This is a genomic window from Marinigracilibium pacificum (assembly GCF_012926615.1).
Taxonomy (GTDB): domain Bacteria; phylum Bacteroidota; class Bacteroidia; order Cytophagales; family Cyclobacteriaceae; genus Mangrovivirga; species Mangrovivirga pacifica.
In genome coordinates, this window is sequence record NZ_JABBNU010000013.1 from 80,491 (window position 1) to 94,586 (window position 14,096).

The window sequence follows — 14,096 nt, forward strand, 5'->3', positions numbered from 1 at the left end:
AAAATTTTATTTTCTATAGAGACTTTAAAAGCCAAATTTTTGCAAATAATAAAAAAAAGCTGCTCAATTTGAACAGCTTTTTCACAGATTAAAAATTAATATATCTTATATGTTTCTACCGTTGTAGATATGGTTTAAAAATTCCTTCTTTTTATCTTCATTAAGGAATTTTCCACTGTAATGGGTTGTAATTGTTGATGAGTTAGTATCATTTACACCACGTGATGAAATGCACATATGATCGGCATCGATTACCACAGCTACATCCTCGGTATTTAAAACTTCTTTTAACTCATTTGCAATCTGAACAGTCATTCTTTCCTGTACCTGAGGCCTTTTTGCATAATATTGAACTATTCTGTTCAATTTGCTTAATCCGATAACATTGCCATTTGAGATATATGCCACATGAGCATGGCCATAAATTGGAACAAAATGATGCTCGCAATTTGAATGAAAAGTGATATTCTTTTCAACAAGCATTTCCTGATATCTGAATTTATTTTCAAATAATGTAATATCAGGCTTATTCTCAGGGTTCAATCCACTGAATATTTCCTTAACGTACATTTTAGCAACTCTTCTAGGGGTGCCCTGAAGGCTGTCATCATTAAGGTCAAGACCAAGGATTGTCATAATTTCTTTGAAGTGCTTTTCGATAAGTTCAATTTTAAGCTCATCATCTTTATCAAAAGCATCTGCTCTCATTGGAGTTTCCAGTGATGTTCCTACATGTTCATCACCAATGTCATCTATCTTTCTTGTTATTTTTTCGTCAAGCTGGGATTTCAACGAAGTTTCTCGGTGTTTCATATAATCTGACTGTTAGATCAAGTTTTTCATCAATTTCTTTTCTTAAAATATTCCAAATAACCACAGCAATGTTTTCTGCTGTTGGGTTAATATCTCGAAAGTCTTCGACATCGAGATTAAGGTTCTTGTGATCATATCTTTTTAAAATTTTATCTTTTATAATATCACTTAATTTCTTCATATCATAAACGTAACCAGTCTCAGGATCAGGCTCGCCTACTAACTTTACTACTAACTCGTAGTTGTGACCATGATAGTTCGGATTGTTACACTTTCCAAAAACCTCATTGTTCTTTTCGTCACTCCAATTTCGATTATATAAACGGTGAGCAGCGTTAAAGTGTTCCTTTCTATATACGGCTATTTTCATTATTTCTATTTTTTATAAACTCCAATCTAAAAATTTTGTTTAACATTTTAACAAATAGATTAAACAAAAAATGCAGATAACAGACGTTGCAATAATTGGAAGTGGTTTGTCATCATTAGTCTCAGCAGCCTTATTGGCTAATGAGGGAGTAAAAGTAACTATTTTTGAACGAAATTACTTGCCGGGTGGTTGTACAAGTTCTTATTGGAGAAAAGGATATACTTTTGATAGTGGGGCTACAACAATAGTTGGGTTTGATAAGGGAATGCCGATGCAGATTTTTTCAGAACGAACCGGGATAGAATTTAATCTTCGTAAACTTGATCCACCTATGGAAGTTCACCTTCCTGATAATGAGGTTTTAACGCGATATAATAATATTGAAGAGTGGGTTGATCAGACGATTAATTATTGGGGTGATAAACCAGGCTTGAAGGAGTTTTGGAAAGAAATGTACAGGGTAAGTCAGTTAGTCTGGAAGATCAGTGGTCAACAAACACATTTTCCACCATCAAAAACGAAAGATCTGTTAAAACTGATAGGGAATTTTCAACCTGGTCAACTACGATTGATTCCGGAAGTTTTTAAAAATGTCCAAAGTGAAATTGATAAATACAATTTGAATGATCTAAAATATTTCAAAACATTTATTGACGAGCAACTTTTGATATCTGCACAAAATCATGCTTCTGAGGTAAACAAGCCTTTTGGTGCAGCAGCTTTATGTTATACAAATTATACAAACTATTATTCCGATGGAGGTCTGATGGGGTTAATACAACCCATTTTGGATTATCTGGAAGGAAAAGGGTGTGAATTAATTTTTCGAAACCCTGTAGAGAAAATAACCAAGTCGAATGGGGGGTATTTTATTAGTTCAAAAAACGGAATCTATCAATCAAAATATCTGATTTCCGGAATACCTGTGAACAATACTGAAAAAATCATTGATTTTAATCTTAACGCTTCAAATAAGTCAAAAATTCTTTCTTCAGAAAAGCTCTACAGCGCATTTCAAATGGGTATCGGGTTTAAGGGGAAATTAAATTCTTCAGCAATACATCATCAAATAATATTAGAAGAACCAATTGCTGAGTTAGATGCTGATTCATTTTTTTTATCAGTTAATCATCCGGAAGATTTGACCAGAGCACCAGAAGGACATAGTGTAGCTAATATTAGCATGCATATCAGAAACCCTGAGAAAACCAGATTTGATAAGGATAAGGTGGTTAAAAGAGTTTTAAAAGAGTTGCAAATTAGAAACCTTATTGATGAAGCATCCGTTGATTACCTTCATAGTTCAACCCAGTTTAGTTGGGAAAAGTGGACGGGCAGGGCATTCGGCTTTGTGGGAGGTTATCCTCAGTATTTTTCTATAAAACCCTGGCAGATGATTGATTCGAGAATAGACGGGGATAAAGCATACCAATGTGGAGATTCCACATATCCGGGGCAGGGTATCCCGGGTGTAGCACTAAGTGGTATAATTGCATTTGAGAAATTAAGATCTGACTGGCTTTGAAATAATCTCGTTTCACTATTTGGCCTAATTAATTGGTGATATTTTTGATAAAATGATCATAAAGTGATTCATTATTTTTCAAAATTGTATATTTGTAAACCAAACTTTAATAGGAGGAAATTTTGACTTTCGAAGAATTTAGTTCCAAAATAGATCTATACAAGCATCAAAACAAGAAGATATTTACCTCTTCTAGTTTTCAAACTCACAGTTTAGTGATGCTTCACATGATCAGTCGAATTGATAATACTATTCCTGTATTTTTCATTAATACTGGTTATCACTTTCCGGAGACATTAAGTTTCAGGGACCAAATAGCAAATGAATTTGGTTTGAATGTAATAGATATCAAGTCGACAACTCCCAAAATAATGCAAAAAGATGCTAATGGACGGTTGTTGTTTACCAGTGATCCTGATCATTGCTGCTATTTGAACAAGGTACAGCCTATGGAGCCACTTCTATTGGAGTATGATGTTTGGATAAACGGTGTAAGAGGAGATCAATCTGCAGTAAGAAAGGCGATGACGGTAGAGCAGCCGGCACCTTCAGGGGCAATTCGATTTCATCCTATGCTTGATTGGTCAATGCGGGATATTTTTGCATATATCAAAGAACATGACCTTCCAAGGCATCCATTAGATGCAAAAGGCTACAGTAGTATCGGATGCGAACCATGTACCAGAAAACCAGATCCTGAAATGCACGAAAGAGAATCGAGATGGTTCGGCATGAAAAAAGTTGAGTGTGGACTACATACTGAGCTCGTTAAAAAATAAATCTATAATTACCATACTATACCATGCGAATACTAATAACAGGTGGTGCAGGCTATATTGGGTCGGCACTGACTTCTTCATTAATGGAAAGAAATGATGTTGATGAAGTAATAATTTACGATAATTTATCTAAGCAGAATTATAATTTTTTTCTAGGCCATACTTATGCAAACAAGGAAAAACTGAAATTTATTCAGGGTGATTTACTTGACTCAAGAAGCTTGAAGAAAGCTCTTGTTGGGGTTGATATTGTTTATCACCTTGCAGCAAAAGTAACTACCCCATTTGCTAATTCTGATCCGCATATTTTTGAGCAAGTCAATCACTGGGGTACCGCAGAACTTGTTTATGCTTTAGAAGAAAGTAGTGTTAAAAAGCTGATTTATGCTGGTAGTACTTCCGTATATGGCTCTTCTAAAAAGGAAGTTACAGAAAAGACAATTCCTAATCCACGAACCTTTTATGGGATTTCTAAAATGAGAGGAGAGGAGCACGTCCAAAGACTGGTTGATAAAATGGATACCTATATTCTGAGATGTGGAAACGTATATGGATATAACAAGTCAATGAGATTTGATGCAGTAATAAACAGATTTATGTTTGAAGCCAATTGCAATGGTAGAATTACTATTCATGGTAATGGAAAACAGGGTAGGGCATTTATTCATGTTGATCTACTTACTAAAGTATTGGAAGAAATTGCTGTGAATGATGTTGAAAAAGGGACTTATAATGTAGTAGACAGGAATTTGTCTGTTTTGGACTTGGTTGATGTAGTTAAGGAAATATATCCTGATCTTGAGTATTTATTTATCAACCAGCATTTGACGTTAAGGGAATTGAGGGTGTCCTCTGAGTCTTCGCTTAGAAACCATATTGATTATACAAATAACAGATCTTTGAGGGAAGAACTGATAGATTTTAAAGATCGGTTTTCATTTTAATTAACATGTGTATATTGACTGATTTTGTTTAAATCAAATATTGTATGACCATGTTTATCAGTATAGTAAGTGGGTACAAATCTACAACCAAACTCTACTTCATCAGAAGTGTAAGAGAATCGTTGGTGAACATGCTCACTATAGGTGTCATCAAAAGCTTTGAAATGTATAAGTATTTCAAATTCAAAGTTTTCCTTATTTGAAATATCATACCCATATAAGGGACTATCCTGATCTATTTCATGCACGATGGTCCAGTTAAGTGGGAAAAATAAAATGTATTTTCTCTCGAGTTTTAAGTTATAAAAATTGAAAACAGGTCCATTGGGGCCTGTTTCTTTTTTTTGCATTATCACTTCAATTTGAGCCTCCATTAAAGCATTATTTTTGAGATTGCCAATTCTAAATTGAAGCATTCGTTTGTTATCCTTATCAACAATTAAAGCATTTTTACTGAATAGAATTTTAGCCTTTGGACGCGAAAACCGACTATACAGAAGACCTGTGGCAATAGCAAACATCATGAACCCCAAAAACGCTTCAAAACTTGCAATGATATTCGTTGTCAACCCAACTGGATGCAGGGCTCCATATCCAACGGTTGTAAAGGTTTGAAAACTAAAGAAATAAGCAATTAATAAAGGATTGGTAGTGGTTAGCGTATCAGTACCTCCAATATGGTCAACGCCAATATATAAGTAAATTAAGGCAAAGATTAAGTTAATAAAGGAGTAACCTAGAATTAGCATAAGAAAGAAAACTGACCATTTTAAATTGATCAACCATTCAAAAGTGCTAATAAGTATATAAGTTCTGCCCAGACGCTTTACATTGAAACTACCATCTTTATTAATGGTTCTACCTGCTCGAAATTGAGGGTTAGTTCCTGTTCCCGGATCTCTGCGTTTGTTTAAAGCCATAAAATTTTGTGTTAATCAAATTTATTCTGAATAACTCTCAATAGCAAGGTAAAAGCTGGAGTAAGTCAAGAGGTAAACTAACTCTAAAAAAAATTTTGTTTAATTATGACTATACATTTAATAGATTATTTGTCATAAATATCATATTCATAAAGAATATTCAAATCAATTTTCTATTGTTAACCAAATAGTCAGATTTTTTGACTGATTGTTTATGATTTAATAGATTATTTAGGCTTAAGATTGTTAGGGAGATCATTTTTTGAAGGGTTGAAAAATGCCGAATCTTGGGTATTGACTTAAATATTACTGTTTACTACCTTTATGCATCACCTCATAAGAGCGTCAACTAGTGCCTAATCTAGAAATTTGAATTGTTGTAAAAAAGATAATCAATATAGATAATTAATGATTAATCTTTTGAATAATGAAATTATCAACTTCAATATAACGCAGTTGGTTTAACTGCCTGTATTTCACCTCTCTAAATCCTTTTATAACCGGTTGAATATTCAATTTGGCAGGCAATTGAAGTATGTAGACCTAAAAACTACTTATCATGGCTAAATTTAATGGAGAGTCTTTGAAAATGATGACTGAGGTACAATCTGAGGTTGAATCAGATTTATTAAACATGGAAAATGTTGTTGGTGTAGCCTTAGGAAACAAAATCAAAAATGGAATTGAAAAAGAAAGTGACCAGGTAATGACAGTCTTTGTTGACCAGAAGCTACCGGAAGACTCACTTACTTCAAGTCAGGTTATTCAAAAAGAATATAATGGCGTAAAAACGGATGTTGTGGAGATCGGGGAGGTTTTCGCAGGTTTTATTGATCCAAATACTGGTGTTGAGGTATCTGTGGATGTGGATAATCATGTTGGACAACAGGAGGATATTCTTGAGGATGTTATTCAGGCTGGAGCAGCTTCAAACTTAAAAAATAGAATCAGACCAGCCAAGGGAGGCTATAGTTGTGGTCATTATAAAGTTACAGCCGGGACAATTGCAACTTGTTGTTATGACCTTACTCCTTTTCCTGGAATACCATCTAAATATTATTTGTTAAGTAATAACCACGTTATTGCTAACTCAAACAATTGTCGAATCGGAGATCCAATTCTTCAGCCGGGAAGAGTTGATGGTGGTACTTATCCAAGGGATGTGATTGCCAGATTGAGCAGATATATTCCAATTAAATTTATCACTTCCACAAGTCAGCCATATAATTATGTTGATGCTGCTATTGGAGAAGGTAATTTTCAGGATCTCGATAGAGAAATCTATTGGCAGGGATGTGTTAAAAAGCTATATGATGCACCAAAAATAGGTGAGATTGTTCAAAAAACAGGTCGTACCACAGGGTTTACTACCGGAAAAATCACTAATATAAATGCAACAGTAAATGTTAACTACGGTAGTGGTCGAGTAGCAAAATTCTGTAAACAAATAGTAACAAGTAGAATGAGTGCTCCCGGAGATTCTGGTAGTTTAATTATGGATCGTGAAGAAAATGCTGTAGGTCTGCTATTTGCCGGCTCTAGCACCAGAACGATAGTGAATAATATCTTATTTGTTCAGTCATTACTGAAAATTAGATTAAGCGAAAAATAGTCTGTTTATAATTGTATGGGTCAGAATACTTCTTCAGTATTCTGACCTGTTTTAAATGATAAAAATATTATGGCAAATGATATAGAAAAAGCTCTGGCCAAAGCATCAAGCTGGGTAGATAACATTGATGGTGTTGAAGGAGTAGCACAAGGACTAAAAAATGGAAAAGATTGTATTACAGTCTTCATTTCTAACGACGAAGTGCAAAGTAAGCTACCTAAAGAACTTGACGGATATGCAATTGTAGTTGAAAATACCGGTCAGTTTATGGCTGAAGATGGAATAGAATAATACCATTAAAATAGTGCCGTAAATTTGATTCAATATTCTATTGGCAGACCTCAATTTTGAAGTGATTATTCAGCTATTGTTCCTCTAAACCTACAAATTCAAGTGATTCAGGAATAATCGAGCAATACTTATTATATTTTTCTCTTTCCGAATAAGGGTATCTTAGTACTATAAAAACAGCTTCGAATTGATGTTCATCATTAGGTCTGTTTATTTGCTTGGCATAATAAATTGTTGAGTCTGGGTATAAACCGGAGATTACATACCAGTTTTCTTTGAATACTTTATAGGTGATTTTCCCACCGTCATTTTCAAAGTAGTTTTTTCTTGATTTATAGGCTTCTTCATATCCGTTAAAATTTGTAGTTCGATAGATACCAAGAGTAAAAGATGAATCAGAGTTATAAAAATTTCTTCCATCTCCAGACTGTGAAGGAGGACCCATACTCATGAAAGAAGGGTAGTAACAGATATATTTATTAGACTTATTATGATATTTCTTAAGCGAAGAATCCTGAAAGGAGAAAATACCAATAGTAAGAATTGTTAGAATTATTATAGGTAAGTATCTCATTAACCAATAGATATTGTTTTTTGAATATTGTAACCTGAAAATTAAATATTGATTAGGCTTTAATTCAAGGTGAAAACTAATGGAATTGTTATTTCTACTTTAGTTGGTTTATCATCCTTTTGTCCCGGAATCCAATAGGGAGAACTTTGAAGTACTCTAATTGCTTCTTCGTCACATCCTGCCCCAATACCTCTCAAAACTCTATGATTGATCGCCTTACCATTGGTATCTATTACAAAGGCTACATATACTCTACCTTGTATTCCCATTCTTCTTGCTGCCGGGGGGTAGACCATGTTTTGTGAAATGTATTGGTAAAAGGTATCTATTCCTCCTTGTGGGTATGGGCTTAAAATTTCATCCTCGAGTTCACGAATCTTATTTTCTATTTTGAAATAAAAATTCTGGCTGTATTTTTTTTCGTTTTGGAAAGCAGGAGACCAGTTGTCTAAGGATAGAACCATTTCTTTGATGAGTTTTTCATCTTCATTTTTAGGTTCCCTGTCATTAACCAGCAAGTTTTCGATATTCCCTTCTGTATCGATAGAAAAAGTGATAAGGTAGCTAAATTCCTCTCCTAGCTTATTAAAATAGCTTTTCTCTTTTAATTTATTGTTGATATCAATGTAAAATTGATTGATGTCACTTTTATACATTGCAGAGTTTTGAAATACAGATATTTCATTCCATATATCCTTTGGATCAATGCTATTTGTAGTTTTATCAATTAGGTTAAAATCTAAACTTCCGAGGTTATAAGATTTCTTTTTGAGTTTGATTTGATCAGGGGCATTTTTCTCATAGCTTACAATATTGTTACCATATTGGATATGTGATATGGTGATGATATCATAAGAATCCATTCTGAAAGTTGCAAATCCTGATTCATCACTTATTTTAGGTTTATTACCATTATTAAATAGAAAAATGGCATCGGCAATTGGCGCATTAGTTTCTGCGTCTATTAATTGAACCTTTTGTTTTTTTGATTGAGAAAAACCGGTAAAAGTAAGTACAGTTAAAAGTAAAAGAAGAGTTCTCATGTTTTTAGATTGGTAGATTATTCCTGATTAAACAGTGTTAAGTATTTTGGTGATAGAAAAATATGGTTGAAACTTTAAAACTAGTGTATCTGGAGAAATTGAACAAATTTAGATAGTAAAAGTCCGGTTTGTTATTAATCGTATTATTCAATGGTAAAGACTGATCTGGTTTTTTTATTGCTAGTCATGTTTCAGGTGATTTTTTAATTATAATACACCGACTAAGATTTCATTTTGATTAAATATAACTTTCTGTATTTTTGGCACTTATTAATTGAGGTGCATATTTTTAATACCTCATTTGAATATTTTAATTTTTTAAAAATTTTACACTATGTTAAAGAAAAGCTATTTTTTAATTTTTGCATGTCTGTTTGTATTTGGTCTTGCCTCATGTGGTAATGAAGAGGTTGTAAATTCACCTTTGATAGGTACAAAATGGATTGAATCAAAAATGGTTTCCGAAAATTGTGATGATCCAGAATTAAACGAGATTGATGATACAGGATGTTCTGATGGATTCTGTCAAAATCTAACTTTTACTCAGAGTACAATAATTCATGAATTTGTGGAGAATGGTCAAGCTACTGTAGATGACGGTCCGGGGTTACCATATGAAAGTGATGGAACTTATATTTATGCTGATGGAGAGAAATTCAAATACAAGATAGAAGGGGATAAATTAACAATTTATTTTGATAGTAAATCAGAGGGAGATGCTTGTGATGAATATGTAGTTTTTGTTGCTGAGAATTAATATTCATTCAAAATATTTTAATTTAAGATAATTAGAAAAGGTTTGAGATTACTTCTCAAACCTTTTTTATTGTATTTTTTTTTGCGAAAAATAGGAATGGAGGTAGTTAATATATGAAGTTGAAATTGCACTTTGTATTATTCCGATAAAGTGCAGTGTTACAAATAATTACAGTTGTATTTTTTTTGATTAATTATTTAATATTTCTAGATTTGTGAATCTTTTGAGCAATCAATTTTTTTAACTAGGATATCAACATATTAAAATGAGAAAAAAATATTTTTTCAATATTGTATTATCTTTAATAACCTTTTTCAATCTTTATTCTCAGGATTATCCATATAGTTTAACATTTAAAGAATTAACTGTTAATTCAGAATGTTTTGGTCCTTCAGCTATTTTTGGAATAAACCTTTATGTTGATGGAGAAATTGTTTTTCAACAAACACAATCATTGACAGATAATGTTCCATTTAATTTGAATGTTTTAAAAAGGGGTAATACTGATAATGTAATTGAAGTAAAATTAGTTTTGTTAACCAGTGCTGTTTTAGGTTGTTCAAGTGATAATACTATAGAGTTTGTAGATTATATTGATTTAAGAGAATTACCTCCTTTACAAACTAACCAAGGTACAGTTTCTACTGAACTAGTATATATATCCAATACGGCTAGCATAACTTATAATTTCTTTTATCAAATTCCTGAACCAAAGGTTTCTCTGGATGGAAGTCAATCTAATTATTGCTTAAATGAATCATTAAGTATTAGGAATGAACTTTTATCACCTAATTATGTAGGGTTAGGAATAAAGTATATTTACAATATTAATGGTCAAACGACAAAGGTGCCAATTGATAATCCTGATTATTGTGGTGATGAAATAAAAAAATGTGACCCTGGATATCTGGAAGATATTGGACAGGAACCAGCAGCTTGTTGTTCTTATCCGCAAACAATTTATGAAGACAGGATTGTTTATAATGAATTTAAAACAATTGATTTAACTCAATTTTATCCACAATCGGGTCAATTGATTAAAGTTAATTCGCAATTAATCAAAGATATGTTTTCAGATTTGGGAGAATCAATTTCTGAAAATGCAATAATAACAATTAAGGCCGAATTACATGGTGGAACAGTGGGTAAAAGATATGAAATTAATGTAGGTACATTTATGTTATCACCTCAAGGACCTGAGTTTAATATTACCAAGTTAGGAGATGCTTGTGCTGATTCATTAAAAGGAGGAGGAGGTATTGAAGTTCAGGTAACTAAACCTACCGTAAATAACACTTATGTTGCCTGGGTATTGCCAGATGGGCAAAGTCTTCAATTAAATGCAAGTGATACCATTGGGTTTATTAAATCAGATATTAAGACTGTTGAGTTAAATGGAATTAATGAAAATATAATAAATGATCTAAAATTAGGCAATAATACGGTCTATGTTACAAATGGAGGAGGTTCTAGAGGGTTTTGTTACAATCCTGATCAAACTCAACAAGTATCGATAGAAACCGTTACTTCCCCTGAAATTTCATACCTGAGTTTTGATTCGGTAACCTGTAATTCAATGCAAGACGCCAGTATTGATGTTGGATTTACAGGAGGCTCATGGGAGAGCTATACCTATAGTTTTTCAAAAGCCGGGACCTTGCTACATAGTGAAGAAGTTGATTTATTAGGTCAATACCCTATTGATACTGTACAGGTTTGGCAATGTTCCTGGCTAGTAGATCCTAAAACGAATATGTTATATGAGGATTGTGGGTATTCTGATTCAATTATATATGAAGATTATAATAGGAATTTTGATATTGCAAACCTGTCTGGGGGAACTTATGATTTATTAATTCAGGATAAGTGCGGTTCTAAAATTAATAATACTATCAACATTTTCGAACCAGAAGACATAACCTCATCTGCTTCTTCTGTTGATCTTACATGCTTCAATGAAAAAGATGGAAAGATCAATATATCTTCTATTCAAAATGGAAGTTTTGAGTATGCTGTAGTGTTAAAAAACTCTCTTGGTAATGTAATTGATTCAAGTTACACTCAAGCTAATAGTAAGCTTTATGAATCTCTAGATGCCGGACAGTATGAATATACTATTTACGATGCTAAAAACCCTCAATGTGCTACTGTTACAGAAGCTTTTGATTTAAAACCTGCAACTCCATTAACTGCTGATATCATTGACTTTGATAGTGTTTCTTGTTTTGGTTTGGCTGATGGATTTATTGAAATCCAAGCTTCAGGAGGATCATTAGATTATAAATTTGAAGTGACCGATCTGACAGCAGGAAATTTATTCGTTTCTAATGATAATAGCCTGATTTCCGGTTTGTCAGGTGGTGATTACAGGATTATTCTTAAAAATGAAAATAATTATTGCTCTGACCAAACAGAGGTTTCGCCTTCTTTTAATATTTATGAACCAGCTGAAATTTCTATAGCATTGGACATAGATAGCATTACTTGCTTTGGTGATGATGATGCCCGAATTACAGCAAGTGTTTCCGGTGGTGCTGAAAACTTTAGTTATAATTGGTTGAGAACCAATGCTGGTGTTGAATCTCCAATGGGAATTAACAATTCTGAAATCCAAAATTTATATGCTGCTGATTATCGACTAATTGTTACAGATGGAAATAATTGTGATAAGGTTTCAGAAACAATAACTATCATTAACCCTTCCCAATTACTCTTCGATCAACTTGAAGCGTTGCCTGTATCTTGTTTTGGTTTTAATGATGGTAGCTTAAATGTATTAGCATCAGGAGGCTGGGGTGGATATAATTATCAGTTTAAAACAGCTAATGAACCAGAGACTGCCTTTAAGCCATTAGATTCAACCTTAGAATTACCTGGAGGTTTATATGATGTGCGTGTTACTGATGAAGGTAATTGTATTTTGCAGACTCAAAATTCATTAGAAGTTAAGGAGGCTTCTTCAGCACTAACATTCCAGCGAAACTTACAAGACTTTAATGGATTTGAGATTGCCTGTGCCGGAGAAAACTCTGGAACTATTGATTACACAGTTTCTGGTGGACAGTCAGGTCCTTCAGGAGAATATACTTTTAAAACTGCTGTGCTTGGCACAGTTCAATCAACCGGAAGTCTTGCCGGATTAAGTGCCGGACAACATATCATTGAAATTATTGACCAGTATAACTGTACCTTAAAAGACACAGTATTACTTTCAGAACCTGCTCCACTAGTGTTAGCTTCATTAGAAACAGTTGATGTTAAATGTTTCGGTATAGATAATGGTGAAATAACATTTTCAGTTTCTGGCGGTGTACCAAGTTATAATTATATGGTTAATGGTGAAAATATAACACCTTCAAACGAAATAATTAATAAAACAGGTTTAGGTCAAGGTGATCATATAATTGATGTAGTTGATGCTAATAGTTGTTTGTTAAGTGAAACGATAACTATTAATTCATTAAATCCGCCAATTGAAACAAATATCACAGCTCTAGATATAAGCTGTTTTAATGCGAATGATGGTCAAATTAATATAACCTCAAATGGAGGTGTTTCACCATATACTTATTCAGTTAATGGAAATGTATTACCTGGATCTATGATAGATGGGTTAACAGCAGGAGAGTATATAATCTTATTAGAAGATGCCGAAGGGTGTATAAAATATGATACTGTCTCCCTTTCAGAGCCATCAAATATTGATGTTATAGATTTTGTAAAACTCTGCAAGGATCAGCAACTCACTCTTGATCCAATCGCATTTGATCCTGCAGCAACTTATACCTGGACATTACCCGATGGTAGTATTGTTTCAGGATCCGAAGTGTTATTGTCTGAGGCTGGTGAGTATTTTATTAAAGTTGATCAATCTGCTGATTGTATACTGTACGATACCGTGTCTGTAGAAACATCAGAACTTGATTTCAAAGTTAATTTCCTGATGGCCTCGAAGATTAGTACTGAAGATTCTCTTGTAATCGTAGATATTTCTAATCCAAAGCCGGATTCAATCAACTGGTATCTTCCTCAAGGAATTGAGGTTATTGAAGATAATGGCGATAATTTGATATTAGCACCAAGTGCGGTAGGAGAATACTGGTTAAGATTTACTGCATTTGCTGAAGGTTGTTTTGGTGAGCGAATTAAATACTTTACGGTATTAACTCCGGAAGAATTAGCTACAGAAGAAGGCAGATATGTATTAGGGGAAATGGGGTTAAAAGTACTAAAAGTGTATCCAAACCCTGTTAATACAATTTTAAAAATCGAAGGTGAATCATATCAGGAAGATTTTTTAAACCTAAGACTTTATGATTTGAATGGAACAAATATTCAAAATTTCAACCAACAAGTATCTGGGGTTTTTGCAAGAGAAATTGATCTGTCGACTTTAGAACCTGATATATACTTTTTAATTATAGAAACTAAAACAGATCAGATAGCAATAAAGGTTATCAAGGAATAG

The 14,096-nt window shown here is 33.2% G+C and carries 12 protein-coding genes; 7 read left to right on the top strand and 5 right to left on the bottom strand.

Annotated features, from left to right (window positions below):
* Positions 1-105: 105 nt before the first annotated feature.
* Positions 106-813: a GTP cyclohydrolase I FolE gene (folE, locus tag HH304_RS18825; RefSeq protein WP_169684837.1), complete on the bottom strand. Its 708-nt coding sequence runs from the start codon at positions 811-813 to the stop codon at positions 106-108.
* Positions 776-1,183 carry a 6-pyruvoyl trahydropterin synthase family protein gene (locus HH304_RS18830; RefSeq protein ID WP_169684838.1) on the bottom strand — a complete coding sequence of 136 codons (408 nt, stop codon included), beginning with the start codon at positions 1,181-1,183 and terminating at the stop codon, positions 776-778. The genes folE and HH304_RS18830 overlap by 38 nt, the downstream gene beginning before the upstream one ends.
* A gap of 70 nt (positions 1,184-1,253) precedes the next feature.
* Here HH304_RS18830 and HH304_RS18835 point away from each other — a divergent pair, with 70 nt between their 5' ends.
* The 3 genes from HH304_RS18835 (at position 1,254) to HH304_RS18845 (ending at position 4,431) form a co-directional block, all read left to right on the top strand.
* The gene (locus HH304_RS18835; protein ID WP_169684839.1) at positions 1,254-2,708 is read left to right on the top strand and encodes a phytoene desaturase family protein; all 1,455 of its coding nucleotides are present in this window, start codon (positions 1,254-1,256) and stop codon (positions 2,706-2,708) included.
* Between the two features lie 122 nt (positions 2,709-2,830).
* Positions 2,831-3,487, top strand: a complete 657-nt coding sequence (locus HH304_RS18840; RefSeq protein ID WP_169684840.1) for a phosphoadenylyl-sulfate reductase — start codon at positions 2,831-2,833, stop codon at positions 3,485-3,487.
* Between the two features lie 23 nt (positions 3,488-3,510).
* Positions 3,511-4,431, top strand: coding sequence for an NAD-dependent epimerase/dehydratase family protein (locus tag HH304_RS18845; RefSeq protein ID WP_169684841.1), 921 nt, complete (start codon positions 3,511-3,513; stop codon positions 4,429-4,431).
* Here the strand turns inward: HH304_RS18845 and HH304_RS18850 are convergent.
* Positions 4,428-5,351 (bottom strand): ion channel, encoded by a 924-nt coding sequence (locus HH304_RS18850; protein ID WP_169684842.1) that lies wholly within the window; start codon positions 5,349-5,351, stop codon positions 4,428-4,430. The genes HH304_RS18845 and HH304_RS18850 overlap by 4 nt on opposite strands.
* Positions 5,352-5,910: 559 nt before the next feature.
* On the opposite strand from HH304_RS18850, the gene HH304_RS18855 reads away from it, so the two are divergent.
* Positions 5,911-6,963, top strand: a complete 1,053-nt coding sequence (locus tag HH304_RS18855; RefSeq protein ID WP_169684843.1) for a serine protease — start codon at positions 5,911-5,913, stop codon at positions 6,961-6,963.
* Between the two features lie 69 nt (positions 6,964-7,032).
* On the top strand, positions 7,033-7,254 hold the full coding sequence (locus HH304_RS18860) for a hypothetical protein (RefSeq protein WP_169684844.1): 222 nt from the start codon (positions 7,033-7,035) through the stop codon (positions 7,252-7,254).
* Between the two features lie 73 nt (positions 7,255-7,327).
* Here the strand turns inward: HH304_RS18860 and HH304_RS18865 are convergent, their stop codons facing one another.
* Both HH304_RS18865 and HH304_RS18870 read right to left on the bottom strand, forming a co-directional pair.
* Positions 7,328-7,828, bottom strand: a complete 501-nt coding sequence (locus tag HH304_RS18865) for a hypothetical protein (protein ID WP_169684845.1) — start codon at positions 7,826-7,828, stop codon at positions 7,328-7,330.
* A 59-nt stretch (positions 7,829-7,887) separates the two neighbouring features.
* The gene (locus HH304_RS18870; protein ID WP_169684846.1) at positions 7,888-8,871 is read right to left on the bottom strand and encodes an energy transducer TonB; all 984 of its coding nucleotides are present in this window, start codon (positions 8,869-8,871) and stop codon (positions 7,888-7,890) included.
* 334 nt (positions 8,872-9,205) lie between these two features.
* Between HH304_RS18870 and HH304_RS18875 the strand changes: the two genes are divergently transcribed.
* Both HH304_RS18875 and HH304_RS18880 read left to right on the top strand, forming a co-directional pair.
* Entirely contained in the window at positions 9,206-9,628 is a 423-nt protein-coding gene (locus HH304_RS18875) for a hypothetical protein (RefSeq protein WP_169684847.1), read from the top strand.
* 265 nt (positions 9,629-9,893) lie between these two features.
* Positions 9,894-14,096 (top strand): T9SS type A sorting domain-containing protein, encoded by a 4,203-nt coding sequence (locus tag HH304_RS18880; RefSeq protein WP_169684848.1) that lies wholly within the window; start codon positions 9,894-9,896, stop codon positions 14,094-14,096.